Annotated in this window: 30 protein-coding genes; 12 read left to right on the top strand and 18 right to left on the bottom strand. The window is 55.7% G+C overall.

Going from position 1 to position 25,872, the window contains the following annotated elements; genetic code table 11:
* From MY069_RS15920 to MY069_RS15910, 3 genes are all read left to right on the top strand, one after another.
* Positions 1 to 1,014 carry an ABC transporter ATP-binding protein gene (locus tag MY069_RS15920; protein ID WP_482794773.1) on the top strand — a complete coding sequence of 338 codons (1,014 nt, stop codon included), beginning with the start codon at positions 1 to 3 and terminating at the stop codon, positions 1,012 to 1,014.
* A gap of 84 nt (positions 1,015 to 1,098) precedes the next feature.
* Positions 1,099 to 2,457, top strand: a complete 1,359-nt coding sequence (locus tag MY069_RS15915; RefSeq protein ID WP_482794772.1) for a M48 family metalloprotease — start codon at positions 1,099 to 1,101, stop codon at positions 2,455 to 2,457.
* 98 nt (positions 2,458 to 2,555) lie between these two features.
* Entirely contained in the window at positions 2,556 to 3,299 is a 744-nt protein-coding gene (locus MY069_RS15910; RefSeq protein ID WP_482794771.1) for a DsbA family protein, read from the top strand.
* Here the strand turns inward: MY069_RS15910 and MY069_RS15905 are convergent.
* From MY069_RS15905 to thiS, 3 genes are all read right to left on the bottom strand, one after another.
* Positions 3,296 to 4,069, bottom strand: a complete 774-nt coding sequence (locus tag MY069_RS15905) for a thiazole synthase (RefSeq protein ID WP_482794770.1) — start codon at positions 4,067 to 4,069, stop codon at positions 3,296 to 3,298. The two genes, MY069_RS15910 and MY069_RS15905, sit on opposite strands and share 4 nt — an antisense overlap.
* Before the next feature lie 280 nt (positions 4,070 to 4,349).
* On the bottom strand, positions 4,350 to 5,531 hold the full coding sequence (locus MY069_RS15900) for a mechanosensitive ion channel (RefSeq protein ID WP_482794769.1): 1,182 nt from the start codon (positions 5,529 to 5,531) through the stop codon (positions 4,350 to 4,352).
* A 330-nt stretch (positions 5,532 to 5,861) separates the two neighbouring features.
* Complete coding sequence (gene thiS, locus MY069_RS15895; RefSeq protein WP_482794768.1) at positions 5,862 to 6,062, bottom strand: sulfur carrier protein ThiS; 201 nt, start codon at positions 6,060 to 6,062, stop codon at positions 5,862 to 5,864.
* Positions 6,063 to 6,123: 61 nt separating this feature from the next.
* On the opposite strand from thiS, the gene MY069_RS15890 reads away from it, so the two are divergent.
* The 5 genes from MY069_RS15890 (at position 6,124) to aat (ending at position 10,023) form a co-directional block, all read left to right on the top strand.
* Complete coding sequence (locus tag MY069_RS15890) at positions 6,124 to 6,552, top strand: type II 3-dehydroquinate dehydratase (RefSeq protein WP_482796722.1); 429 nt, start codon at positions 6,124 to 6,126, stop codon at positions 6,550 to 6,552.
* Between the two features lie 26 nt (positions 6,553 to 6,578).
* A complete protein-coding gene (gene accB, locus MY069_RS15885) occupies positions 6,579 to 7,058 on the top strand; it encodes an acetyl-CoA carboxylase biotin carboxyl carrier protein (protein ID WP_482794767.1) in 480 nt (159 codons plus the stop codon).
* 12 nt (positions 7,059 to 7,070) lie between these two features.
* The gene (gene accC / locus MY069_RS15880; RefSeq protein WP_482794766.1) at positions 7,071 to 8,411 is read left to right on the top strand and encodes an acetyl-CoA carboxylase biotin carboxylase subunit; all 1,341 of its coding nucleotides are present in this window, start codon (positions 7,071 to 7,073) and stop codon (positions 8,409 to 8,411) included.
* 73 nt (positions 8,412 to 8,484) lie between these two features.
* Positions 8,485 to 9,213, top strand: a complete 729-nt coding sequence (locus MY069_RS15875) for a hypothetical protein (RefSeq protein ID WP_482794765.1) — start codon at positions 8,485 to 8,487, stop codon at positions 9,211 to 9,213.
* A gap of 144 nt (positions 9,214 to 9,357) precedes the next feature.
* Positions 9,358 to 10,023 carry a leucyl/phenylalanyl-tRNA--protein transferase gene (gene aat / locus MY069_RS15870; protein WP_482794764.1) on the top strand — a complete coding sequence of 222 codons (666 nt, stop codon included), beginning with the start codon at positions 9,358 to 9,360 and terminating at the stop codon, positions 10,021 to 10,023.
* Here aat and MY069_RS15865 read toward each other — a convergent pair.
* The 3 genes from MY069_RS15865 to MY069_RS15855 are packed head-to-tail and all read right to left on the bottom strand — an operon-like array spanning position 9,951 to position 11,420.
* A complete protein-coding gene (locus tag MY069_RS15865) occupies positions 9,951 to 10,538 on the bottom strand; it encodes a DUF2155 domain-containing protein (RefSeq protein WP_482794763.1) in 588 nt (195 codons plus the stop codon). The two genes, aat and MY069_RS15865, sit on opposite strands and share 73 nt — an antisense overlap.
* Positions 10,535 to 11,038, bottom strand: coding sequence for an MlaD family protein (locus tag MY069_RS15860; protein ID WP_482794762.1), 504 nt, complete (start codon positions 11,036 to 11,038; stop codon positions 10,535 to 10,537). Before MY069_RS15860 ends, MY069_RS15865 begins: the two co-directional genes overlap by 4 nt.
* On the bottom strand, positions 11,031 to 11,420 hold the full coding sequence (locus MY069_RS15855) for an NADH:ubiquinone oxidoreductase subunit NDUFA12 (RefSeq protein WP_482794761.1): 390 nt from the start codon (positions 11,418 to 11,420) through the stop codon (positions 11,031 to 11,033). Before MY069_RS15855 ends, MY069_RS15860 begins: the two co-directional genes overlap by 8 nt.
* A gap of 126 nt (positions 11,421 to 11,546) precedes the next feature.
* Here MY069_RS15855 and MY069_RS15850 point away from each other — a divergent pair, with 126 nt between their 5' ends.
* The 3 genes from MY069_RS15850 (at position 11,547) to MY069_RS15840 (ending at position 15,172) form a co-directional block, all read left to right on the top strand.
* On the top strand, positions 11,547 to 13,784 hold the full coding sequence (locus MY069_RS15850; RefSeq protein WP_482794760.1) for a TSCPD domain-containing protein: 2,238 nt from the start codon (positions 11,547 to 11,549) through the stop codon (positions 13,782 to 13,784).
* A gap of 73 nt (positions 13,785 to 13,857) precedes the next feature.
* Positions 13,858 to 14,349: a pentapeptide repeat-containing protein gene (locus MY069_RS15845; protein ID WP_482794759.1), complete on the top strand. Its 492-nt coding sequence runs from the start codon at positions 13,858 to 13,860 to the stop codon at positions 14,347 to 14,349.
* Positions 14,350 to 14,449: 100 nt separating this feature from the next.
* Positions 14,450 to 15,172 carry a pentapeptide repeat-containing protein gene (locus MY069_RS15840; protein WP_482794758.1) on the top strand — a complete coding sequence of 241 codons (723 nt, stop codon included), beginning with the start codon at positions 14,450 to 14,452 and terminating at the stop codon, positions 15,170 to 15,172.
* 6 nt (positions 15,173 to 15,178) lie between these two features.
* Here MY069_RS15840 and tatC read toward each other — a convergent pair whose 3' ends face one another.
* From tatC to MY069_RS15800, 8 genes are all read right to left on the bottom strand, one after another.
* Positions 15,179 to 16,006, bottom strand: coding sequence for a twin-arginine translocase subunit TatC (gene tatC, locus MY069_RS15835; protein WP_482794757.1), 828 nt, complete (start codon positions 16,004 to 16,006; stop codon positions 15,179 to 15,181).
* Positions 16,003 to 16,386: a Sec-independent protein translocase protein TatB gene (gene tatB, locus MY069_RS15830; RefSeq protein WP_482794756.1), complete on the bottom strand. Its 384-nt coding sequence runs from the start codon at positions 16,384 to 16,386 to the stop codon at positions 16,003 to 16,005. Before tatB ends, tatC begins: the two co-directional genes overlap by 4 nt.
* 31 nt (positions 16,387 to 16,417) lie before the next feature.
* A complete protein-coding gene (locus MY069_RS15825; protein ID WP_482794755.1) occupies positions 16,418 to 16,636 on the bottom strand; it encodes a twin-arginine translocase TatA/TatE family subunit in 219 nt (72 codons plus the stop codon).
* Between the two features lie 85 nt (positions 16,637 to 16,721).
* On the bottom strand, positions 16,722 to 17,498 hold the full coding sequence (gene scpB, locus MY069_RS15820) for an SMC-Scp complex subunit ScpB (RefSeq protein ID WP_482794754.1): 777 nt from the start codon (positions 17,496 to 17,498) through the stop codon (positions 16,722 to 16,724).
* Positions 17,495 to 18,310: a segregation and condensation protein A gene (locus MY069_RS15815; protein WP_482794753.1), complete on the bottom strand. Its 816-nt coding sequence runs from the start codon at positions 18,308 to 18,310 to the stop codon at positions 17,495 to 17,497. Before MY069_RS15815 ends, scpB begins: the two co-directional genes overlap by 4 nt.
* Positions 18,311 to 18,313: 3 nt before the next feature.
* On the bottom strand, positions 18,314 to 19,357 hold the full coding sequence (nagZ, locus tag MY069_RS15810) for a beta-N-acetylhexosaminidase (RefSeq protein WP_482794752.1): 1,044 nt from the start codon (positions 19,355 to 19,357) through the stop codon (positions 18,314 to 18,316).
* Positions 19,354 to 20,199, bottom strand: coding sequence for an SPOR domain-containing protein (locus tag MY069_RS15805; protein WP_482794751.1), 846 nt, complete (start codon positions 20,197 to 20,199; stop codon positions 19,354 to 19,356). Before MY069_RS15805 ends, nagZ begins: the two co-directional genes overlap by 4 nt.
* Before the next feature lie 109 nt (positions 20,200 to 20,308).
* Positions 20,309 to 21,511, bottom strand: a complete 1,203-nt coding sequence (locus MY069_RS15800; RefSeq protein ID WP_482794750.1) for a deoxyguanosinetriphosphate triphosphohydrolase — start codon at positions 21,509 to 21,511, stop codon at positions 20,309 to 20,311.
* On the opposite strand from MY069_RS15800, the gene erpA reads away from it, so the two are divergent.
* Positions 21,510 to 21,836, top strand: a complete 327-nt coding sequence (gene erpA / locus MY069_RS15795; protein WP_482794749.1) for an iron-sulfur cluster insertion protein ErpA — start codon at positions 21,510 to 21,512, stop codon at positions 21,834 to 21,836. The genes MY069_RS15800 and erpA overlap by 2 nt on opposite strands.
* Here the strand turns inward: erpA and MY069_RS15790 are convergent.
* The 4 genes from MY069_RS15790 to glmU form a co-directional block, all read right to left on the bottom strand.
* Positions 21,833 to 22,231 carry an MAPEG family protein gene (locus MY069_RS15790; RefSeq protein ID WP_482794748.1) on the bottom strand — a complete coding sequence of 133 codons (399 nt, stop codon included), beginning with the start codon at positions 22,229 to 22,231 and terminating at the stop codon, positions 21,833 to 21,835. The two genes, erpA and MY069_RS15790, sit on opposite strands and share 4 nt — an antisense overlap.
* A gap of 82 nt (positions 22,232 to 22,313) precedes the next feature.
* The gene (gene gor, locus MY069_RS15785; RefSeq protein WP_482794747.1) at positions 22,314 to 23,699 is read right to left on the bottom strand and encodes a glutathione-disulfide reductase; all 1,386 of its coding nucleotides are present in this window, start codon (positions 23,697 to 23,699) and stop codon (positions 22,314 to 22,316) included.
* 80 nt (positions 23,700 to 23,779) lie between these two features.
* Positions 23,780 to 24,478 carry a ribose-5-phosphate isomerase RpiA gene (rpiA, locus tag MY069_RS15780; protein ID WP_482794746.1) on the bottom strand — a complete coding sequence of 233 codons (699 nt, stop codon included), beginning with the start codon at positions 24,476 to 24,478 and terminating at the stop codon, positions 23,780 to 23,782.
* 12 nt (positions 24,479 to 24,490) lie between these two features.
* Complete coding sequence (gene glmU, locus MY069_RS15775) at positions 24,491 to 25,849, bottom strand: bifunctional UDP-N-acetylglucosamine diphosphorylase/glucosamine-1-phosphate N-acetyltransferase GlmU (RefSeq protein WP_482794745.1); 1,359 nt, start codon at positions 25,847 to 25,849, stop codon at positions 24,491 to 24,493.
* Between the last annotated feature and the right edge of the window lie 23 nt (positions 25,850 to 25,872).

Here is a 25,872-nt window from a genome sequence, read left to right as displayed (position 1 = left end):
ATGACGACCCGCACGCCCCTCATCGCCGAACAGGTCAGCCGCTCTTTTGCAGGCAATAGAGCGGTGAACGCGGTTAGCCTCAGCCTGGAACCTGGAAAGATCACGTCGCTGATAGGCCAATCTGGATCGGGGAAGACGACTCTGTTGCGACTGTTTGCGGGGATGGAGCGCCCCGATCAAGGCCGTATTCTATCCGGCCAAGACGAGCTTTCAGGTCCAAACGCCCACGTCCCGATTGAAAAGCGCAAAATCGGACTCGTGTTTCAAGATTTCGCGCTTTTCCCGCATCTCTCTGTGCGCGAGAATGTCGCTTTCGGTCTGCGGCACCTCAAAACACCCGAACGCACCGCCTGTGCGACACGGTGGATAGAGACTTTGGGGCTCGCGCACCGGATCGACGCTTACCCGCATCAACTCTCGGGCGGCGAACAGCAACGCACCGCCATTGCCCGCGCGCTGGCGCCTGATCCGGTCGCGATTTTGCTTGATGAACCCTTTTCCGGGCTCGACCCAGCCATGCGCGATCAAGTCAGAGACGCCGCATTGGAAGCCATACGCGCCTCAGGCATCCCGTCTTTGCTGGTCACCCATGATGCGAATGAGGCCTTGGTGCATTCCGACAAAATCGCGATCATCGATCGGGGCGAGCTTCTCCAGACCGGCGCGCCGTCGGAGCTGTATCGCACCCCTACGAACGAAAAAGCCGCCAAAGCGCTGGGACCAGTGCATTCCATCTCGCGATCTGATCTTCCACAAGACTGGCAAAACCAGATCGACGCAAAAGGCGATCAGCTCTTTTACCGTCCAGAAGCGCTGCAGATCGCTGAAGGCACCGGCTTTCACGTGCGCCGCCAAAGACTTGCTGGCGCAGTCTCTGAAATTGAACTTGAGACATCGGGCTCAAAAAAACTGTTCGCCGTCTGCCAAGTCGACGCCAATCTTCAAGCTGGCGATACTGTTGGTGTCGCGATCAATCCCGCTTTATTCTTTGATTTCGCGGAGAAAACTGCCTGACAATTTCGTCATGATGCAGCGTCTGCCCTCGCCAAGCCACATTCGGTTGCTTAGTTTGCAACCAGCAAAAGGATCAGATGGATCATGAAAACGTTTCGAACGATCGCTTTAGGAATGGTTTTGTGGCTTGGTGTGGCGCTGCCCGCTTTAAGCCAAAGCCTGATCCGTGACGCGGAAATCGAGCAAACTTTGCGCGAGTGGACCGATCCGATTCTCGAGGTGGCTGGGCTCGAGCCATCTGACGTTGGGCTCTATATTATCAATGATCCGAGCCTGAATGCCTTTGTTGCCGGCGGGCAGCGCATTCACCTCCACACCGGATTGATCATGGCGTCCGACAATGCGCGCCAAGTGAAAGGCGTGATTGCCCACGAAACCTGCCACATTGCCTGCGGTCACACCGTCACCCGGACCCGAGCCGCCAGCATTGCCTCGCGTCCGGCGCTTGTTTCCATCGGCTTGGGTGTCTTGGCAATCGCCGCGGGCGCGCCAGATGCCGGCGCGGCCTTGATTGCCAGCTCTCAACAATTCGCAGCGCTGAACTTTTTCGTCCATACCCGCGCCGAAGAAGCCATGGCGGACACGATGGCGGTTCAGTATCTGACGGAACTGGAACAATCGCCGATGGGAATTGTCGAGTTTTTCGAGAAGTTTCGATACCAAGAAGTGCTCTCCGAAGCGCGGCGTTTTCCCTATTTCCGATCCCACCCGATGTCTTCCAACCGGGTCCGTACAACGCGTACGCTGGCAGAAGAATCAGGCCTTGCGGACAAGCCGGAGGACCCGCGCGTCGCTCTGCAATTTGACATGATGAAAGCAAAATTGGTCGGCTTCCTAGAGCCACCTGCTCGGGTGTTTAGAGACTATCCCCCGACGGATCTGTCGGCGCCGGCACGCTATGCCCGGGCAATCTCTGCCATGAAAGCCGCTGATCTTGGAACCGCCCTTAAAGAAATTAATTCGCTGATCGAAGAAGAGCCCGAAAACGCATATTTCCATGAGCTCAAAGGGCAAATCTTGTTTGAGACAGGCCGCCCGGTTGATTCAATCGATCCACTCATCGAAGCGAATCGTTTGCTGCCGGACAATGCACTTATCAAGATCTCACTGGCTCGGTCGTTGATTCAACGCAATGAGCCTGAAGATATCGCACTCGCCGAAGAAGCCCTGCGCGATGCGCTGATTGCAGAACCTAATAACGCCTTTGCCTGGACGCAGCTCGCCATTGTGTTTGAAGCCCAAGACAATCGGCCGCTGGCGCAAGTCGCAACGGCAGAAGCCGCTTACAATATTGGCAATTATCCGCGCGCGCATTCTTTTGCCCAGCGCGCGCTGCTGGAGCTTGAACCGAACACACCCGCCTTCCGCCAAGCGGGCGATATTCGCAACGCGACCGACCCTGCTTTGCCAGAAAACGAAGTGTTTTGGCGCCGCCGCCGCTAAGAAAAATCACGAAAATGTCAGGTCTGACATCTTGCTTTTCACACTCAGGCAAGCATCTGCGTGGATAATGATTGAAATCAAACCTCAGGAACTCTGATATGGCTCGCACATTTAGCCTCGCCCTCGCCGCCACCGCTATCGCGCTCACCCCTGCCTGCGCGCAAGAGCAAGTTGGCACAGCTGACAAAGAAGCAATCGAGAAAATCGTCGCCGACTACATCATGGAAAATCCTGAGATTATCGAGGATGCCCTAATTGCCTTGAGCGAAAAGCGCGCCGCAGAAGAAGCCGAACAAGCCCGCGCAGCTATTGCCGAGAACCAAGACGCTCTGATCAACAATGTGGCAGACTTTTCCATCGGGCCCGCAGACGCACCTGTGACCGTGGTCGAATTCTTCGACTATCGCTGCGGCTTCTGTAAGCGCTCAGCAGAGTGGGCAACGGAACTGCCAGAAAAATACGACAACCAAGTGCGGGTTGTTTTCAAAGAATTCCCAATCTTATCTGCCGAGAGCGAGAAAGCCGCCCTCGCAGCAATCGCCGCTGGAAAGCAAGACAAATATATCGAGATGCATATGGCGCTGATGGAGCTCGACAATGGTTCCGGCTTCGGGCCTGAACAGATCGATGCCGCCGCAGAATCAATTGGCATCGACATCGACACAATGCGCGCGGATATGAAATCGATTGAAGTACAGAAAACCGTCGCCGACGCGAAAAGCCTCGCCCGCGAACTCGGCATTACCGGAACGCCAGCCTTTGTCATTGGCAATGAGCACGTTTCTGGTGCGAACATTCCGCAGGTTGAAGCGCTAATCGAAACCGCGCTGGCGGAGAGCTAAATTAGGCCCGCCAAAGGCGAAGAGGGGTCAGCATACCGTTTGCGCCCCATACGCCCGGCCAGATAGGCCTCGCGCCCGGCAATCACCGCATGTTTCATCGCAGAGGCCATTAGAATGGGGTCTTTTGCCTCAGCGATCGCCGTGTTCATTAGCACGCCGTCACAACCAAGCTCCATCGCCTGAGCCGCATCAGAAGCGGTTCCAACGCCTGCATCAACGATGACCGGCACACGGGATTGCTCCACAATCAAGCGAATGTTGAGCGGGTTTTGAATCCCAAGGCCTGACCCGATCAAGCTGCCCAAGGGCATAATCGCCGCGCAACCGGCATCCTCGAGTTTACGCGCATACACCGGATCGTCAGAGCAATAGACCATCACTTCGAACCCATCGGCGATCAGATCCTTTGCCGCGCGCAGCGTCTCTTCCATATCCGGATACAGCGTCTTCTGGTCAGATAGAACTTCGAGCTTCACCAGATCCCAGCCGCCAGCCTCGCGCGCGAGGCGTAGGGTGCGCACCGCCTCATCCGCCGTGAAGCAGCCAGCGGTGTTCGGCAAATAGGTAAACTCCTCCGGCGAGACGTGATCTTGCAGTCGATCTTCCTCCGGATTTGAGAGATTCACGCGGCGCAGGGCCACCGTCACCATTTCCGCACCAGCGGCCCGCGCAGCCTCTGCGTTTTGGGCATAAGATGCATACTTTCCAGTGCCAATAATCAGGCGAGAATTGAAGGTCCGTCCGGCGACGGTCAACGGCATATCAGTCATGCCGCCCGCTTAACCGCCTGCAAGCAGAAGAGCAAGATGACGATTTTGCGAGATGGGCAAATGGGTGGCGCCGATCCGAGCAACAAAGCTTGTTCCACACCATCAGCTTCTTACTTGGGGCGAGTTTTAGCCACTCAGAGAGTTTCTTTTCTCGATTTCAATTTGGCGACCACAGCGCATTTCGATACTAAGTTACCCGTAGACACGAGTGAACGCGAGCAGCAAAGAAGGGCCGCTCGCGTCGCAAACGGCCCTTTCCGTTGACTGAAATGGCAGGGCGTTATTTTGTGGACTTCCAGTTTTCGAGTTGGCTTCCGAACCACTCGCGGCCGCCCCAGCCGATACCAATCGCCAAAGCGCCGGCAACGCCGACGGCAGCGCCGATGGCCAGCAGCTTCGCGACATCTAGAATGAACTCACCGCCGGTTGGGTCGAGCCCCATTCTCGAAATACCCATGATGAGCGCAAGCCCAATGATGATCCATTTAACAACAGAAGCCGCGGTATCAGTTGCTGCTCCACCTGCAGCGGCCATAGCGCTAGAAACCAGACGCGCCAAGAAGACACCGGCAAAGATAATGAAAGCGCCAAACGCAATCGACGCCCCCATATCGAGGATCACGTTCATCGCATCTGTCAGGATTTCAAAGTTCAGGACGCGCAAAGCCTGAATGATCCCGAGTAGAGTGATGAAAAAGGTTGCCGCCAATGACACAATGCGGCTCGCCGTGAGCCCCGTATCAGCACCTTTCAGAACACCCATTTCGGCAACTGCCTTGTCCAAACCTGTTGCGGGCAGCGTCTTGTCGATCAAGTTTGAAACAATCCGGGCGATAACGATGAATCCTGCTAGGAGTAAACTCGCAAGAATTACACTCGGGATCGCATCCAATACGTCGCTTAGCACGCCGCTGAGAGGTTCTGTAACCGCGGGAACTTGCAACGCTCCAAGTGCGGTAATCCCTCCGATTATATAAATGATTGTTGATAATACCGTCGCCGAGACACCTGAAACGTCCACTGGTCCGGATGTAAGCCCCAATTTTTCCGGCAAAGGGTCGGCGAACAAAAAAACAGCTTTCGCTGTTTGGCGAACAATCCTCGCTACCAATGCAAAGACAACGAACAAAACCACTGCAGCAAAAATTTTCGGCATGTAGAACATGATTTGATCGATCATGTTATTTAGCGGCTCAGCAACTTGCGTGAGCTCTAATCGCGTAAGTGCCTGTATGACACCGATCAGCAAAATCACCCAAAAAGCGGCCGCACCCAAGCTCTTTCCCAATGAGTCGCCTTTCGGGCCTAAATCATCAAACCCGGTTTTTTTGATCCCGCTTTGGATCGCCCATTGAACGATTTTGCCTATAACATATGCGGCGATCAGAATGACTATTGCCCAGAGCACACGAGGCCCATAGGCTGTGAACTGTTGCGTGATACTTTCCCAAATTTTCTCCATCAACTTCCCCTTTCACGTTGCGGATCGTTCAAATGAACGAAAGTTAACCTGAAGCGGATGTGAACCGATCGAAGTTGAGCTGCGATTAGTTTCGAGGCTAAGCGAGCGGCAACGAGACGATGCGATAGCAACATTCGCTGAAATTTCGCCCACGAATCCAATCGCTGTGACATTACCAACGACCGTTTCCCGTCGCTTGCCTAAGACTCGCTGGCCCTGGCCATCAACTTTGTTTTCGCGTTCGGTGTGTTTATTCGATTGCAAGTGGCGAATAGAAAAGAGGCCCCGCGGATCGCAAAAAAAAGCAGAATTTCTTCAGCGAACCGCGCCCTACCCGCCGCCGACGAACTGCACAACTTCCAGCCGATCACCATCCTGTAGCAGCGTCGTCGCATGTTCGGCTTTTGGGACAATTTCTAAGTTTCGCTCGATCGCGACGCCGCGCGGATCGTCGGCCAAAGTCAGGACCAAAGCCTCGATGCTCATGCCGTCGGCAACGTCTCGACGCTCACCGTTGAGGATTATCTGCATTTGCTCGCCTCCGATTGCCTAAATGGGACTTGCCAAGCTTAGCGATCCGCCGCAAGAGCGTGTGGCAATGACGCAACAGATATATGTTCTCAACGGGCCAAATCTCAACCTGCTCGGGACACGCGAGCCAGAGATTTATGGATCGACAACGCTGGATGAAATCCACCAGCAGATGCAAGCCGCCGCGCCGCAGTCTGAGATCACGTTCCGTCAAACCAATTCAGAAGGCGAACTTATCGATTGGGTGCAAGAAGCGTCTCAATCCGCTGAGATCCTGATTTTGAACGCTGGCGCCTATACCCACACATCTGTCGCGCTGCATGACGCCTTACGGGCATGCGAAGCACGTATTTACGAGGTCCATATTTCGAACCCGGCAGCGCGCGAAGCGTTCCGGACGACCAATTACGTGGCCCCTTGCGCAGACGCCTGCATTGCAGGTTTCGGCGTACGCGGCTATTTGATGGCGTTAGACGCCGCTCTCCAATAAGAAAAAAGACTGAGGAGCCCCCACCGATGTCCACAAGCAAGACAAAACTCGACGCTGGCCTGGTCCGCGAACTCGCAGCGATCCTGCGTGAAGCCGACCTTGGCGAGGTTGAAGTGGAGCATGAAGGTCTCCGCATTCGCGTCAGCAAAGCAACCAGCATGGCCCCTGCCGCGCCGACTATTGTGCAAGCGCCTATGGCTGCAGCCCCTGCCGTCGCTGCCCCTGCCGCTGCCGCACCAGCTGCCGCTGCTCCGGCCGCAGCAGCCGCGCCATCCAACGCGACCACAAGTCCGATGGTCGGCACGGTCTATCTTTCTCCTGAACCCGGCGCGAAAGTGTTTGTGAATGTCGGCGATAAAGTGAAGAAGGGTGACACTTTGATGCTGATCGAAGCGATGAAAACCTTCAACCCGGTCACCGCTGAAACCGCGGGTACGGTCAAAGAAATCCTCGTTGCCGATTCTCAACCTGTCGAGTTCGGCGAACCATTGATCGTTGTCGAATAAGGACACGAAACGATGATTGAAAAAGTCCTCATCGCCAATCGCGGCGAGATCGCTTTGCGCATCCACCGGGCGTGTAAGGAAATGGGCCTGGCCACAGTGGCTGTTCACTCAGAAGCCGATCGCGATGCAATGGCGGTTCGTTTGGCCGATGAAAGCGTGTGCATTGGCCCAGCGCCAAGTGCCAACAGCTATCTAAAAAAATCACAGATCATTGCCGCCGCCGAGATTACGGGCGCCGATGCGGTTCACCCCGGCTATGGTTTTCTGTCTGAGAATGCCCAATTCGCCGAGATGGTCGAAGCCCACGATTTGATCTTTATCGGACCGACGGCAGAGCATATCCGCACGATGGGCGATAAGATCACCGCCAAGCAGACTATGATTGATGCCGGTGTGCCCGTCGTCCCAGGATCAGAAGGCGGTATCTCGACAATCAGCGAAGGCAAGAAAGTCGCGAAAAAGATCGGCTATCCGGTTCTGGTCAAAGCCGCCTCCGGCGGCGGCGGCCGCGGCATGCGCGTTGCTGAAACTGAAAAAGACCTCGAAACCGCTATCAAGTCTGCGAAGACCGAAGCCAAAGCCGCCTTTGGTGACGATGCCGTCTATCTTGAGAAATACCTCGGCAAACCGCGCCATATCGAGATCCAACTCATCGCCGACACTCACGGCAATGTTTGCCACCTGTGGGAGCGCGATTGTTCGCTACAGCGGCGCCACCAGAAAGTCTTTGAAGAGGCCCCTTCTCCCGCGCTCAATCAAGCGCAACGCGAAGAGATCGGAACGATCGTTGCGAAAGCCGTCAAAAAGATGGGCTATCGCGGCGCCGGTACGATGGAATTCCTCTATGAAGACGGGAATTTCTATTTCATTGAAATGAACACCCGGATCCAGGTCGAGCATCCAGTCACCGAGATGATCACCGGCATCGATTTGATCCGCGAACAAATCCGCGTCGCGGATGGCAAGAAACTCTCTTTCACCCAGGAAGATGTGCTGCTGGTCGGTCATGCGATCGAGTGTCGGATCAATGCCGAGCACCATGAGACGTTCGTGCCATCGCCGGGCAAGATCACAGATTTCCATGCACCGGGCGGCCCAGACGTCCGCCTCGATAGCGCGGTCTATGCCGGATATTCGATCCCGCCGCATTATGACAGCATGATCGCAAAACTAATCGTCCATGGCCGGACGCGGAATGAGTGCATCATGCGCTTGCGCCGCGCGTTGGATGAGATGGTGGTTGGCGGCGTCGAGACGACCTTGCCGCTGCATCGCAAACTGGTCGAAGAACAGGACGTGGTGGATGGAAATTATGATATCCACTGGCTGGAGCGTTTCCTCGGGTTGAAATAGGTTCGGCTCGCCCGGGCCCTGCCGCGCTAACTCGCATGGCAGGCTCGGGAATCGATGTTGCAAGGGCGGGCGAATGGATGAACCGAGTTTAGATCTTGAGCGACCTCATGCCATCGGCGCTTTAGATCGAGTGACAACCAATGTCGCGATTTCGCTGATCGCGGTGATCCCGACATTTTTAGCTTGCATTGTGACGCCCTGGCGATTGACTGAGTTATTGAAACAAGACTCCCCGGAGGGGCGGACGGGCATGCTGTTGGCACCCGGCGCATTCTTTCCCCTATCGTTGCTCATATCCATGACGGCGGGCGCTCTTCTAACCACCCCAGAGCTGGCAAGTAATGATGGCTCTTTTCTAGGACCAAATCTCGCTCTATCGATTCAATCGGCGGTTTCGGACGGAGACGTTTGGAGAGCCATTGGGATCGTAATGCCGATATATGGGTTCGCGGTGCTAGCCGGGTCGCTGGGTTTGGTTTTGAGATCGTGGGCCCATCGAGATTGGAATCTGCGGTTCAGCTTAAGAGCCGTATTCTATGTAATGGGTACATTTGTTTCTTGGATCATCATATCGAGCGCCGTGATCGATATCGTTCGCGCATCGACGCGAAGCTCTGAGTGGACGGCGACTTTGGCCTTGCTCATATCGACCCCTGCCATCGGGATCATCTTCTGGATGTTCTTCTGGTTCTTCCACAATAAGGGAGAGCTTTCTTGGGTTCGCAGCGGGCTTCTAGCCGGTGCGATGATGGCGTTGAGTGTCCTTTTGCTCGTTGCAATTGGGGTCATCTCTGATCTTTGAGATCTGATGCATCCGATTCATTGCTCTGGCGGAAACCATGCGCGCCGGTGAAGTCAGCGCAAACATCGCGGAAACCTATATTCGTCCTAAATCATGTCCGTCCTACACGGTTGTTTTGATGTCGGCCTGAAGTAAACTGCGTGAATGTCTGATCGGTTCGACACTACGGATCTTCTCAATTGCTATCGCCGCGGGGTGTTTCCGATGGCGGATTCGCGTGAGGATATGCGGCTCTTTTTGATGGACCCTGACTTGCGCGGGGTGTTGCCACTGGACCGGTTTCACATTCCGAAACGGTTGCAAAGAACCGTCCGGAAGGACCCATTTCGCGTTACGGTCGATACCGCCTTTAATCGTGTGATCGAAGCCTGTGCCGAGCCGCACCCAACCCGGCCAGCCACTTGGATAAATGACCCCATCCTCAATCTCTATGGCGCGCTGCACCGCAAAGGTTTTGCGCATAGTGTCGAATGCTGGAATGATGAGGGTGAGCTTGTCGGCGGACTTTATGGGGTCGCCCTAGGCGGCGCGTTTTTCGGGGAAAGCATGTTTTCCCGCGCCACCGATTCTTCAAAAATCGCGCTGGTTCATCTGGTTGCGCGGTTGAAGATTGGCGGGTTCCAATTACTCGATGCGCAATTCCATAACCCGCACCTAGATCAATTTGGTCTTGAGGAAATCACACGCGACGAGTTCCGCACCCGGCTTTGGCGCGCGCTGCGGATCAATGCAGACTTCTACTCAGCCGGCTCCAGAGGCTCGAGTACGGCCGGATCGACTTCGCTGCAGGCGATTACCCAAATATCATAGACCGGGTGCTCAAGCGCGCTCAGGCCTGGCGATGACGCAAACATCCAGCCAGAGAAACGGACATCCGCATCCTCGGCCTCTGAGACGGTTGTTTCCTCTTCGGTGAGGTCGCGCGGCTCCGCCATAGTCTGGACCTGTTTCGAGGTCGCAGATGTGATTTTGAGGAAAGCAGCGCTTTCTGGCGGCTCCTCGGGCGGGGTTTGATAACACGCCTCAAGGTCGATCCGCAGCGATCCGTAGACTTTCGGTTCGCCCACCAGCATTTCGAAATCGGTCGAGCGTCCGGTAATCTTGTCCAAAGCGCGGAGCATGACGGTTTCGTGGGGCTGGTAATTGCGGGGACGGGTCGCGATCAGCTCTTCTTCATCGCTTTCCGCGTCCGGATCGTCGAGTTCAGTCCCAAAGAGTTCTCGCTCGAGATCAGAAACCGTCGGCTCTGTATCCTCAGCGGTCTGCGCAAGCGCGAACGCTCCCGCGACTATTCCTACAAGCCCCAGCGTTGCCGCGCGGATCACTCGCTGTCTCCACCGCCGCCATTGCCTGATGCGAAGGATGCAAACAACGTCATCAGATCAACTGAGCCTTGGGCGTATAGAATTTCACCGCAGCCGCTGTCGCCGAACAATTCTTCACCGGCTCCACAAGGCGGGATCTCGCCAAATCCTTCGGCGGGCTCGAGATTGATATAAGCTCCGCCCAGCAGGCCTTCCGATTGAACCCGCGCACTGGTACCATCGCCAAGAGGCAGAATGGTCGAGTCGACCGCCATCACGACCAGCGCTTCCGCTCGGTCGCGATCAAGCGCGACGTCACGAACCGTACCGATTTTGACACCGGCCATGCGTACATCTGTGCCGCGATCAATCGTAGCCGCGCTGCTAAACCGCGCGCCGAGCTCGACTGTTTCGCCATTGGTGCTGGCATCGCCGCCACGCGCCAGGCCGAACCATAAGAACACGCCTGCGACGACTAAAACAGCAAGCCCAACCAGAGTTTCAAAAACCGATTCACGCATTGGGATCCCAAGCCTCATAATCTGCATCCGCCTCACGCCGCTCTCCGCCTTCGCGCAAGCTGCCCTTCGGGCGGTAGGCGAAAACGGTGCCGGTCATGTTTGGCGTATGGTCTGTTTCCCAGTCTTGGCGCTTCAGTGGCGCGTCAGTCGGTGGCTCGTTGAATGTGTAGTGGAGCCAGCCATGCCATTCAGGCGGCACTTTGGAAGGCTCGGCCAATCCATCATAAATCACGTACCGACGTTTGCGGCCTTCAACCGATGCTTTGCGGTCCTCGAAATAGCGATTCCCGTACTCATCGGCCCCGATCAGATCGCTGCGGCGTTTGATATCAAACCAGCCGCCGGGGCTTACGCCATTCCACCAAGTAAACAGTTTGAACATATTGAACGTCCTGACAGTGATATTTGTCCGCAATATGGCGCGTGTGTCTCGCCGAATCTAGTTAGGACAGGCAACACATCATGTCGCGGGCTAGGTCAAGCCCGCTCTGGCTGGAGGGCGCAGTTCATGTCTGCAGACGATCGCAACGCACAATTACTGGCAACCGCAATGGATGAAGGGCTGATCAGCGCCGTTTTGCCGTTCGGAGAATTGTGCGCGGTTCCGCTCACAAATCTGTTAGACAAAACCAGCGCTATGAAAGTGGCGTCCCGGCAGCGACTCAACCGCACCAGTAAGTTGGCAATGGCCGAGCTGCTTGAAGGGCTCGGGGAAACGCCGAAAAATGCTGAACTGGCTGAAGCCGTCGCCCGCGGCGTGCCGCTCGCGCTGATTGAAGATGCTTTGCACCAAGATCGCGGATTTGAAACGCTCGCAAATGAGTTCAGCAATGATGCCATTGAAACAGGTGCCCCGCCCGCTTGTTTGATTGAGTCAGATCTGGGCTTGAACGAGTTAAACGACATACGACGTACAGGCGTGGGCACATTCATGCAGAAATCTACGCCGCATGCCCCGCAGACACCGGCAATGGCGCTCGATGTTTCACGCTTTGTCACCCCAGACGGCGTTGAAACCGATGTGCTTGAGGATTTGATTACCGCGGCCATGGAAGAAAATGGCCGGACGCTTGTCCTGGTGCCTTGCGGTCTGTCGGCGGCGCTTCTGGGCCTTGGGCAGTCTTATAAGGGTGACGGTGCACCCATTCTCACCTCATTGCTAAAGCTGCTGCAATCGGTGGCGAAGGGCACGTCCTACACCAAGAAATATGCTGAGCTGCTAGGTCTTTCGGCCCGTACCGCCCGCAAATCCAAGCGTGATGTCGAGATCGCCATCGTCCCCCTCTCAGCGAAAGCCCTGGCGAACTTCCAGCCCGCAACGCTGGGGCTGCAACCCATGACCTCTTTCATCGAACTCGAAGAAGGCGATCATCCGGCATTGTCTCTGATGGCGCGGATCGGCCTGGCACGGCGCGCACCAGAAGCCCTGCCAAACCTTTTGACCGCGATCGATTCCGCAGCGGATCTGGAGCTGATGCCCCACTTTAGCGGCGACACATTGCGGACACGCGGCTTCTCCACCCAAGCCATCGACAAAGTCAAAAGCGCTCTGGGTGAGGGTTTGCCTCTGAACGCAGCGTTCTCACGCTGGGTGCTTGGGGATGACATTATTTCGAAAGATCTCCGCCTGGCGCCAGAATCCTTCGATGCGGACGGCCGGTCGCTTCTCAAATCGATCGGCTTTTCGAAGCGCGAGATCGCAGAAGCAGAAGAAGCCTTGGATGGTCGGCCAGAAAAGCTCGCGCAAGCGGCGATGGAAGCCGCGGGTTTGACCCAGACCCTATCATCTGACGACCATTTCACTATGGCCGACGCCCTGCAAAAGACTGGTGATGTTAGCATTATCGTATCGGGCTCAAATTTGAGCGAGTGCGATCTCGAGCCCCTACTGCAAAGCAACCTATCCATCTGGCTACCGGCGCTTGATACGCAGCTTGATCGCCTGACAGCGGACCGGATGGAACATATCACCGCGCTGGCGGAAGACTTAATGGCGGAAGATGCTGCGCCGCAGACTATTATCGAAGCGCCAAGCGGCGTCTCGCGCACGCGCCTGCCGGATCGCCGCAAAGGCTACATTCAGAAAGCCACGGTTGGCGGGCACAAAGTCTATCTCCATACCGGAGAATTCGATGATGGCTCTCTTGGTGAGATTTTCATCGACATGCATAAAGAAGGCGCTGCGTTCCGGTCCTTGATGAACAATTTCGCCATCGCCGTCTCGCTTGGCCTTCAATACGGTGTGCCGCTGGAAGAATATGTCGACGCGTTCGTGTTCACCCGGTTCGAACCAGCCGGAGAAGTCACCGGGAATGACCAAATCGCCAGAGCAACGTCTATTCTCGACTATATTTTCCGCGAGCTCGCGGTCTCATATCTCGCCCGCGAAGATCTTGCCGAACTTGGGGATGCAACCCATGACGGCCTTGGACGCGGCCTCGAAGATGGGATTGAGAAGTCGCACGCGCAACCTTTGCCCGATGAAGCCGCTCACCTGATCTCGCGCGGCTTTGCGCGCGGCCAGATCCCAGACAATATCGTAATCTTCAATACCAAGCGCGAAGAGCGCGAGGCGGAGCGAGAGGATGAGGAAGCGGTCCAAGACGGCGCCGAAGAGGCCGCCCCAACCTATCTCCCTGATGCGTGCACCAATTGCGGGAGTTTCACGCTCTATCTCGACGAAGCAGACGGCGAAAAAGCCTGCGATACTTGCGGATATGTGGGGCAAGCCGAAGCGACAGAGTAGCCTTTTACGCAATCTGGCCCGCCGCTTGCCTATGGTTATCCAAGTGTAAACCTAGAACCAGAATGGGCGTCCCATGCTGAAACATATCGCCGTTTCGACTCTCATCGGAGCCTTATTTGTGCCTGGCGCTGTCGCGCAGGACGCAACTCAAATCGCTAAGGTTCAAGCCGGGCAATCCTGCGAGAAATGCAACCTATTTCAAGCGGATCTATCCTATGCCGAAGGCAAGAAGATGAACCTCCAGGCGACCCGCCTGCGGCAGTCTAATTTCGCTCTATCTACTTATGACGATGTGAACCTCACCGGCGCTGACCTTTCTGTGTCCAATCTGTTTGGCGCGCGGTTCAATCGAACCAATTTCTCAAACGCGAATTTCAAACGCGCGATTGCTGTTGGCACCTATTTCGGGTCGTCTAACTTTTCCGGTGCAACCCTGACCGGCGCAAACTTCTCCGGCGCTGACTTGGCGATCGCCAAAGGTTTAACCCAAGCACAGTTGAACCAAGCGTGCGGCGATGCATCGACTCGTTTGCCAAAAGGCAAGACGATTCCAAACTGCGCTTAACCCGCAAGGGTGAGACATGATTGCAACAGCAAACAGGTCGACACCGGGATTACCAGTTTTTCAGTTCTAGACCGGCCATGGTTCGCGTATGACATGCATCATGACGACAAGGGTTGATCTTCGTTCCATAGTTCTCGCTGGCGCCATGCTAATCGGCGCGGCGCCATTGAACGCTCAAGAAGCGCCAAGCCGGATTTCCTGGGCGCCATCTTATAGCGGGTCCTGCCAAGACTGTTCTCTCGTCGGCCGGAATATGTCCGGATGGAATGTGTCGAATGCCAGCTATCCCGGCGCAGACCTCACCGCTGCAAACCTTCGCCGCGCGCATGCGCATGGCGCAAACTTTGGCGGCGTTCAAGCTGCTGGCGCCGATTTACGGTTGGGCGATTTCACCGAGGCCTCGTTCGAAGAGGCGGTTCTGATTGGCGCGCGCATGCAGGGCGCCAGCTTCAACAATTCGAACATGTCCGGCGTGGTTTTGAACAGCGCCAATCTGAGTGATGGTAAGTTTATCGGCGCAACTTTGACCGGCGCTCAGCTGCAATCCGCGACAGGCCACGAGAGTGATTTTTCAGCCGCCACCCTTTCAGAAGCGGTGCTCACAGCAGCCGACCTTACGGGCGCCGTGTTCGATAATTCCATCCTGGTCGATGCTGATTTCACCGCCGCCAATCTCGCTGAGACGAGCTTCCGCGATGCGCGCTTGGCCGGAGCCAATCTCGAAACGGCACTTGGGGTTGAAACCGCAAGCTTCGAAGGCGCTTGCGCGACAGAGGATACCAGGATGCCAGCCGGGTTTGCTCTACCAATTTGCGCTGAATAGGCCGGTTTAAGCCTCTTCCCCTTCTGCTTCCGCAGCTTTGCGTTCCATCACAGACACAATCCAAATGCTGATCTCATACAGTCCGTAAACCGGCACGGTGAGCATGATTTGGGAGATGAAGTCTGGCGGAGTTGCGAAAGCCGCTACCGCGAGGATGCCAACGATCGCGTATTTGCGTCCGCTTCTGAGCGTATCGGCGCCAACAATTCCGGCGCGGCCAAGCAAAGCGAGCACAACCGGCAATTGGAACGACAATCCAAACGCCGTCATCAGAGCCAGCGCCAGAGATAGATATTCCGAGACTTTGATCTGCGCTTCGATTTGCACCACATCGAGCCCGCCGGCTTGTTGTTGGCTCAGCGCAAAAGCCATCACCAACGGCATCATCACATAGAAGACGAACAGGACCCCAATCGTGAACAGCACGGGTGCGGCAATCAAGAAAGGCAGAAACGCGCCCTTCTCTTCTTTATACAGCCCAGGCGCAACGAACGCATAGATTTGCCAGGCCATCACCGGAAACGACACGAACAGACCTGCAAACAAGGCGATCTTCAGTTTGACGAAGAAGAACTCGAGCGGTCCGGTATAAATCAAACGCGGGTCTTGAGTGACTCCGTGCGCTTTGAACGCCTCCACAAACGGCTCGACGAGAATATTGAACAGTGGATTAGCGATAAAGAAACAGCCAATCGAGCAGATCAAAAAGGCCAGAAGGGCCTTCATGAGGCGCGACCGTAACTCGTTCAGATGATCGAGCAGCGGCGCCCGCGATGCCTCAATCTCCTGATCGACGAGATCTGGTCGCTGATCTACCGGTAAGTCCTGGCTCATGAAACGGCCTTATCTTCTGGCTCAGTTGCCGGCGGCGTTTCAGGCTCAGCCGCAAGGGGCTTGGCCATGTCTTCTTTGAGTTTCGCTTCTTCGCGGAGGACCGTCTGATTGATATCTTTTTCGACTTCTTTCAGCTCATCAACCGCTTGGGTCACGGCATTGTCGCGTTTGAGATCTTCGATTTCTTTGCGCAAATCATCAAGCTCAGCCTGACGGGCGATATCATCAAACGCAGCGCGGAACTCATTTGCCATCGAGCGCCCTTTGGCCACGAATTGCCCGAGTTTGCGCATCGTTAGAGACAGGTCTTTCGGCCCGAGGATCACAAGCGCAATCACCACCAGAAACAGAAGTTCGCTAAATCCGAATTGCGGCAGCATAGTCAGGCGCCTTCCGCGCTAATCGAACGATCTAGTCGGCCGACTTCGCTTTTTCCTTCTCAGGCGTGATGTTCACCATATCATCACCTTCGACAGCCTTTGAGTCGCCATCTTCCTCGCGCAAACCCTTGCGGAAGCTGGTAATTCCCTTGGCCATATCACCCATGATCGAAGAGATCCGCCCACGTCCACCAAAGATCAAAAGCGCGACAACTGCCACGAGCAATAGCTGCATCCAACTTGGAGCCATAATTTATCTCCTAATACTCGTATCGAGATAACGCGCCACACGGCGAGTTACAATGGCGTGACCGAGGTTTCATAAGCAGAAATGCCTAATGAACCTCTTCTTCAGGTCCCATAAAATCTGTGACAAAGTCAGAGTTTTCTTCAGGATCTGCCTCAGAAACAAGCTCTTCTGCTTCATTATGCATGCTCGATCCATCAGAATAGAAGCCATCCGGGATGACATCTGACAGCAAGCCTTCGGCTTCAAGCTCGGCCCGTCCCGGCAAAACGTCGAGGCTTTCCAGGCCGAAATGCTCCAGGAATTTGTCCGTGGTGCCCAGCGTCACGGGACGGCCCGGTGTTTTGCGCCGGCCTTTAATTTTGACCCATCCGGCCTCCATCAAGACATCAATCGTGCCTTTCGAGACGGCCACACCGCGCACCGCTTCAATTTCGGCGCGGGTGACGGGCTGGCCATAGGCAATGATGGCCAGCGTCTCGAGGGCCGCTTGCGACAGAGATTTCTGCTCATGGCGCTCTTCGACAAACAGGTATCCCAGATCATCGGCGGTCTGAAACCGCCATTTGCCGCCCACTTCGACCAGGTTCACCCCGCGCTCAGCATAGGTCGCCTTCAGCGTCATCAGAACCGCAGGAACATCGACGCCTTGAGGCATGACTTCAGCAATGGCGGAGGCTTCGAGCGGCTGTCCCGCTGCGAACAAGATCGCTTCCGCCCGGCGGACAGCTTCGGCCATCGCGTCGTCTTCTGCCTCATACAGCGTTTCGGCAGAGCGCTTATAAGCAAACGAGAGCTGCTGCACCGCGCGGCGAATATCTTCGGGCGCATCTTCAATCGGAATTGAGCTTTCGACCTTGGTCATGGAGCAATCCCCTCTTGTTGTTGTGGTTTGGCGCGCAAATAAAGCGGCGCAAAATGTTCATCCTGGCGGACATCGACGTCGCCATCCCGCGTCAGTTCAAGGGTCGCAGCAAAGACACTTGCGGTCACAGAGCGCGGTGGCAAGTCTTCATCCACATCGACCATTTGCCGACGAATGTCGTCTAAGCTCGCCCATTCTTTGAGTTTTGGACTGAGATTGCGCAAATTGTCCCGCGCGCTTTCGAGTGGAAGCACGAACTGATTTTCGATTGTGTGCGGCGCTTCTTTTGCTTTGCGCTGGCGGATCGAACCGAATGACTGCATCAAATGATAGAGCGTCGTATTGTACTCAGTGGTTTTGACCACGGTCGGCTGTTCTGGCATCCCGCGCAAGAACACATCCCGCCCAAGGACATTGCTATCCATCAGCGCTTCGCCCGCCTCACGCATCGCATCGAGGCGTTTCAAGCGGAAGGCGAGTTTAATCGCATCATCCTCAGCGGAGGCTTCGCCTTCGCTGTCTTTCTTGGGCTTCGGCAGAAGCAAGCGCGACTTCAAGAAGGCGAGCCATGCCGCCATCAACAGATAATCCGCCGCCAAGTCGATCCGTTTATCTTGCGCCGCTTGGATGAAGCCGAGATATTGGGTCGCAAGCTCTAGGATCGAGACATGTAGCAAATCGACTTTTTGCTTGCGCGCCAGGTCCAGCAACAGATGCAATGGCCCTTCATAGCCAGACACATCGATGGAAAACACTTCTTCCGCTTCGACATCTTCATCTAGCGTGACCAGATCGTTGGAAACGAGCTCCATATCCTATGCCCTCGCTTCCATTTGCGACATTAGATCGCCAAACCGCGCCCAGGCCTGTTCGGTATCAAAAGGCTGCGGTGTTGAGACAAATCCATCAGCGGCTTCCGCGCGCGCCAACGCTTCGCCGTCGAGCGTTCCGGCTGTAGACGCAATCTCTTCCATTTCATTGAGGATCGCCGCCGGGTCTTTCAAAAACCCAGAACAATGCAGAAGGACATCGCATCCCGCCGCCAGCGCTTTCGCGCCGCGATCTGCGAGGGTTCCGCCCAGTGCATCCATCCCCAAATCATCCGTCATTAACAGTCCTTGAAATCCGATTCGCTTTCGAATGGTCTCAGAAATAACGGTTGGCGAGATCGTGGTTGGGTTTTCAGGATCAAACGCTTCAAAAATCACATGACAGGTCATCCCCATCGGCACCTGGTCCGCCAATGCCTGAAATATAGCCATATCCTGAAGCAAGTGCGCTTCATCCGCATCAACCGATGGCAAATCGTAATGGGTATCGAGCGTCGACCGCCCCTGCCCTGGCATATGTTTGATCACTCCAGCAACGCCGGCTGACTTTAATCCCGCGACCGCAGCCTCTGTCAGCGCTGTGACAGCCTCGACTGAATATCCGAACGCGCGATCCCCGATGGCATCGTGGGTATGGGGTTGGCGCAGATCTGCACACGGCGCACAATCGGCGCGTATCCCAAGCTCATAAAGCTCATACCCCATCAGCTGGTGCCCAAGCGTGCAGGCTTCCAGCGCATCCCCAGGCGCATTTTCATACAGCGCACCATAAGTCCCCGCGGCCGGGAATTTCGGCCATTCAGGCGCTTTTAAACGGGCGACTCTCCCGCCCTCTTGATCAATAAATATAAGCGCATCACGGCCCAAAGCGTCTTTAATGTCAGCGGTCAGCGCCCTGACTTGCGCGCGACTGACGCACGAGCGGCCCATTAAAATCACGCCCCATGGCTGAGCCTCACGCAAAAAGGCCCGCTCCTCTTGCAAGAGAGACGGGCCTGAAATGCTGGTGATGCAGGCGCTTAAACTCATCCAATAGCCTTTGCGACGACCATACAGTCTTTTCCAGTGGCTTTAACATCTGCGCAAAAGCCTTTGGCAGTGGCACGATCAGCAAAAGACCCGATGCGCAGCCGATAAAACACGCCTTTCGCGCCAAGATCCGCGCGCTGGATATCCAATTCAGCGCCAGCATACAGGTCCGGAGCCGTGTTTTGCAGGCTTTTCCAGGCGCTTTGGGCTGCGTCTTCTGAACGCAGCGCCGAGAGCTGAACCTGATAGGTTCCGGCGGCAACAAATCTCGAAACAGACAGCTCGCTCGGGCTTGATTCCTGGATTGTGGCGTCGATCACGGTCTCGCGAACCGGTTTAGCCACCGCGATTTGGATTGGGGTTTCAGGCTCGGTCTCGATTGAGTCCGCTTCAACCGCTTCCGCATAGACGATTTTTGGAGCCTCATCAGCGCCCTCAATTGGCGGCAGCTCGGCTGGGCCTCCTGCGAGGGTCTCAGCATTGCGGCGACGGATATCGAGCGGATTGCGAGCAGAGGTCTTTTGCAAGGCTGGATCGCCTAATCCATCCATCGACCCGTAATAGGCCTTGTCTTGGCCAGCGACTTCAACCCCGCCCCGCTCATCGGGGGAGCGTTTGAAATTATCAGAATCTGACACGATCACCGGCAATCCACCTTCTGTCGTGCGGACGCCTTGGCGATAGGTGTTCCAAACAACGCCAGCAAAGATCAGCAATACGCCCAGTGCCAGCACCAGGATGAGTGGCCCGCGTCCAGTCTCGTCATCGCGAATTTCAAATCCGCGATATTCATCTTCATAAGGCCCGAAATCATAATCGGGTTCGTTTTTTGCACGGCTCATCCTAATCCCCGCCATCGTCAGTTTCGTTAACAGCTAAGGTTGTTTTGTTAACGATGCCTGAATCTTGGGGCTTAATTGAGGTGCTTTCGGAGCATTTTGGTAAACGCGTTTAAAGCATGCTCTCCATGCTAAATAAGCGGCGATGTAGCTCGATGGCATAATTATCGGTCATGCCCGCCAAATAGTCGCAAACCAGTCGCGCCCGGCGCACCGGAGTGGCCTGCTCTGCATCCCGGCGCCACAGGTCTGGCAGCGTTTCAGGTTCCGCCATGAACAGTGCAAAAAGTTCGCTCAAAATCCGTTTGGCTTGGCTACGCATGCGATTGACTTTGTAATGCTTGTACATGCGCTCATACAGGAAGGCCCGCAGCGCGCGTTGATCGCGATCGAGCTCGTCTGAAAAGGCGACCAGTGGCTCTGGCAATGCGCGAACATCCGCGGCGCTTTGCGGCTTGTGTTTTTCAACGCGGCGGCGCGTTTCGGCCGTCAGGTCATTGATCCAATGCCCGATCAATCGGCGCACCGCCTCAAACACGATTTTTCGATCCTCTAAGGCTGGAAAGTCAGCTTTGACGGACCGGAATATGTCACCGACGAGCGGCAGCGTCTCGAGGTCGGCAATGGTGAAGAGCCCGGCTGCGATGCCATCATCAATGTCGTGATTATTGTAGGCAATATCGTCGGCCAGCGCAGCAACTTGCGCTTCGGGACCCGCGAACTGGTCCAGCTCAAGCTCTTCTAGCCATGGAAATTCTCTAAATGCAGCAGGAAGATCGGCCACCGTGTTGTCTGTGGTGATCAGCGGCCCATTATGCTTCACCAGGCCTTCCAGCATCTCCCAGGTTAGATTCAGCCCCTGGAAGCTGGGATACCGGTCCTCGAGATGTGTCACCACCCTGAGAGTTTGGGCATTATGATCGAAGCCATCAAACTTCGTCATACACTCATCAAGTTGATCCTCGCCTGCATGGCCAAAGGGCGGATGCCCTAAATCATGCGCCAGCGCCATGGCTTCGGCGAGGTCTTCATCCAGACCAAGCGTCCGCGCCACCGAGCGCGCAATTTGCGCAACTTCCAGCGAATGGGTCAGCCGGGTGCGATAATGATCGCCCTCATGGGCCACAAACACTTGGGTTTTTTGCTTCAAACGCCGAAATGCGGAGGCATGGATAATTCGGTCGCGATCGCGCTGAAACGGCGTACGCGTCGCCGATTGCGGTTCTTTGATGAACCGTCCACGCGTGTCTTCCCAGCGGGTTGCATACACCGCCCTCTTTTCAGGAATGTCCGGCGTCACTATGTTCTTGCTCATGAGCAATATTACCCTGTCTGAATCGGCTGCGAAGCGCATTAAAGCGATTCTGGAGAAACAACCGGATAAGTCCTACTTAAGGGTTTCCGTCGAAGGCGGCGGCTGCTCTGGATTCTCATATAAATTCGATTTGGACGATACCGCGAATGATGACGACCTGATCGTCACCCGCGATGGCGTCAGCGTGTTGGTCGACGAGATGAGCATCGAGTTTATGGCGGGTTCTGAAATTGACTTCTCAACCGAACTGATCGGCGCGGCGTTTAAGATCAACAATCCAAACGCCACCGCTGGCTGCGGCTGCGGCACCAGCTTTTCGATCTAGGCACCGCTTACAAATTGCCAAATGGCGACACCGCCCGCGATCAACATGACAAGCGTCGAGCCCATTGCCCCGATCGCCCGCAATGGGTGCGTAACGCTGTCGGCTTTCAGCCCGATCGGATGCAATATGCGAAATACGATGTAAAAGATTCCGAGACCGTGCAGCAGCGCGCTTGAAGCTCCGTTCATCTCGATGACCGCCATTGCCAGAAGCGTGAGAGCTGCGGTCTCAACCAGGTTTCCGTGACGCCGCATCCGAACCAGCACTTCGGGGTCACCACCATCGCCCACCGAGACTTTCGTCTTGCCCCGATACAGCCCGATGCCAGCGCCGAGAATAATCGCCAAGATGATGGTTAAGCCGGTATACAAACCGGTGATTGGAATAGATGTCATAGCGCGCTCCCTTCGCCTCTTTCACTTACGGTGCGGCAGAAAGGAACCTATCGCAAGAGCAGAGACGAATCTCGGTCGCGCTCTAGTCGGCTGACTTGGTCTTTAAAGTCACGATCTCTTCGGCAATCGTCGGGTGGACCGCGCACGTGTCATCGAATTGCTGTTTCGTGGCGCCCATCTTGATCGCGATGCCGAGCATTTGGATCATTTCACCGGCATCTGGAGAGACAATATGTGCGCCGACCACGACTTGGTCTTCCTGGCGCACGATGACTTTCATAAAGACCCTTTCAGTGCTGCCATTCAGCATATTCTTCATTGGCCGGAACTTGGTCTTGTAGATATCAACCGCGCCGAATTTCTTGCGCGCTTCGTGCTCGGCCAGCCCAACGGTGCCGACCTCGGGCTGGGTAAACACGGCTGTGGCGATTTTATCGTGATCAAAGGTACGCGGATTGCCGCCAAACTCTGTATCGGCAAAGGCGTGGCCTTCACGGATCGCAACCGGTGTAAGCTCGGCGCGCCGGGTGACGTCACCGACTGCCCAAATATTATCGACATTGGTCTTGGAATAATCATCGACGACGATCTCATGGCGGTCGCCAACCTGCACGCCGGCCTTATCCAACCCAAGCCCGTCAATATGCGGCCGACGACCAACCGCCATCATCACCACATCTGCGTCCAGCGTCATGCCATTACTGAGCTTCAGATGCAGAGGGGTCTCCGCATTGTCTGTCTTCTCGATCGACTCAAACACGGTATTGGTAATCACACGCACACCCGCCTCTTTCAGGCCTTCATGCACCTCCGTCCGGATATCCATATCGAAGCCGCGCAGCACAGTGTCACTGCGATAGACAAGGCAAGTCTCAACCCCGAGACCTGCAAAAACGTGCGCGAATTCGCAGGCAATGTATCCACCGCCTGCGATGACCATATGTTTGGGCAATTCAGTGAGCTGGAACACGCCATCCGAGGTGATCGTATGCTCGACGCCAGGCAGCTCATCCGATGATGGGCGCCAGGGCGAACCGCCAACCGCGATGAGGATCTTGTCGGCGGTGATCGTCTTGCCGCTTTTTTGAAGTTTCAGCGTGTGCGCGTCGACAAACTCAGCCCGCTCTTCAAACACATCGACGCCAGCATTGACCTGACCACTCATATAAAGGCCGGACAAGCGATCGACCTCTGCATGCAGGTTCGCCATAAAATTCGGGAAGTCGAAATCGCCAACGGTGACATCCCAACCAAACTTCTGCGCTTCTTCCAGTTTTCGACCATAATCGCTGGCATAGACCATGAACTTTTTCGGCACACAGCCGCGGATCACGCATGTTCCGCCCATGCGATACTCTTCGGCCAGAGCGACTTTGGCGCCATGACCGGCCGCAATCCGAGCCGCCCGGACACCGCCCGAGCCACCGCCAATCACAAAGAGATCATAATCATATGAATGGTCGGCCATGGCTTGGTCCTTATTGGTTATCGAAGGGAGATTTTATGAGCGCCCTATGTGGGCGCCCCGGGGGTCAATTTCAAATGACGCTAGTATTCAAAAATAGTGGCACCGTCATCGGCACCGATGATCACGGTCCGCGCCAGATTAATAAACAATCCGTGTTCAACCACGCCCGGGATATTCGCCAACAGGGCCGCGGCCAAAGGCGCATCTGGAATGGCCCCGCACGAGCAATCGAGGATGAAATTTCCGCCATCGGTGACGATCGGTTTGTTTCCGGGCCCGGTTCGAACTTTGATCATGGGTTTCAAGACCCCGGCTTTTTTCAGCGCGTCATAGGCCTTTTTAGCCGTGATCGTGTAACCAAAAGGGGTCACTTCTACCGGCAACGGGAACTGACCGAGCATCTCTACTTTCTTGGAACTGTCAGCGATCACGATCATCAAATCGCTCGCATTGGCGATGATTTTCTCACGCAGCAGCGCAGCACCGCCGCCTTTAATCAGTTGCGCATGATCATCGACTTCATCAGCGCCATCGACCGTCATATGAATGCGATCGACTTGCTCAACATCGACCAGTGGCACTCCGAGTGATTCAGCCAGGCGGCGTGTTTGCTCGCTGGTCGGAACGCCGCGCACAACCAAGCCATCGGCGATCTCTTCAGCCAGGCTTTCAACAAAATACTTTGCGGTCGATCCGGTGCCGAGGCCCAGCGTCATGCCGTCTTCGACAAAATCCATGGCTGCGTGCGCCGCGTTTTCCTTTTCCAGCTCATTTGCCATGTCGAATCTCCCTCAGCCCTTTTTCTTGGCGGCTTTTATCGCAGCCATTTTATCCCGGAAAGACGTGGCCCATCCCGTTTTTTGCATCTGTCGGCCGCGCGCCACTGCTAGTCCATTCGGCTCAACATCTTTGGTGATCACCGACCCTGAACCGACATACGCGCCCTCGCCAATCGTAACTGGCGCCACCAGGGAGGAGTTCGACCCGACAAAGGCGCCATCTCCGACTTTGGTTTTGTATTTTAGGAAGCCGTCATAATTACAGAAAATCGTTCCCGCGCCGATATTAGCCCCCGCTCCGACATCTCCATCGCCGAGATAAGCGAGATGATTGGCCTTGGCCCCTTTGCCCAGGCGCGTGTTCTTCACCTCAACGAAATTTCCGATTTTGGCGCCTTCTTCCAGCACAGCGCCGGGGCGAAGACGAACATATGGCCCAATCTCACACCCGCCAGCGACATCGGCGCCCTCAAGATGGGAATACGCCCGGACCTTTGCGCCAGACTGAACGGTAACTCCCGGCCCAAAAACAACATGCGGCTCGATCGTGACATCGTTTTCGATGTGCGTGTCATGGCTGAAGAAGACGGTTTCTGGCGCGGTCATCGTCACACCTGCCACCAGCAAGTCTGCGCGCTTCTTTGTTTGGAACGCGGCTTCAGCCTGTGCGAGTTCGACCCGTGAATTGACGCCGAGCACGTCGTCCTCGTCACAAGCGACGGCGCGGCAAGTGCCGCCCGCGGCCCGAGAAAGCTCAACAATATCGGTGAGGTAATACTCGCCTTTGGCATTCTCGTTCGTCACTTTGCCAAGCAGATCGAACATGGTTTGCGCTTTCGCAGCCATCACACCGGAATTGCAAAACGATACCGCCAATTGGTCTTGGGTCGCCTCTTTGGCTTCGACGATGGCGTCTAGATCGCCACCTTGCCCCATGATTAGACGCCCATACGCGCCAGGTGTTTTGGCTTCGAATCCGAGAACGCCGACCGATGCGCCCGACTCCAATTCTGCAAACAGGGCTTCGATGGCAGAAGCGGGAATTAGCGGCGTATCGGCATAGAGCACCACAAGTTCGCCCGCGAAATCTTGCAACGCGTCTTTTGCCGACAGCACAGCGTGCCCGGTGCCGAGCGGCGGATCCTGGATCGCAATCGCGTCAGCGCCGAGGCTCGCCGCGATATGCTCTTGAACCGAAACACCGGCGGGCGAGCAGACAACGATAATGCGTTCACACCCGACCGCCTTGGCCAGCGCCACCGACCAATCGACCATGGGACGACCGCCAACCTCATGCAAAACCTTTGGCAGCGAAGAGCGCATACGCGTCCCCTGCCCCGCCGCTAGGATCACAGCCGCCCGTTTCGTCATGGCAAAATTCCCTCGCGAATTTT

The sequence above is a fragment of the Hyphomonas sp. ske169 genome, assembly GCF_056850855.1.
The sequence above is the reverse complement of the archived record's forward strand: the minus strand, read 5'-3'. Positions and strand labels throughout refer to the sequence as shown.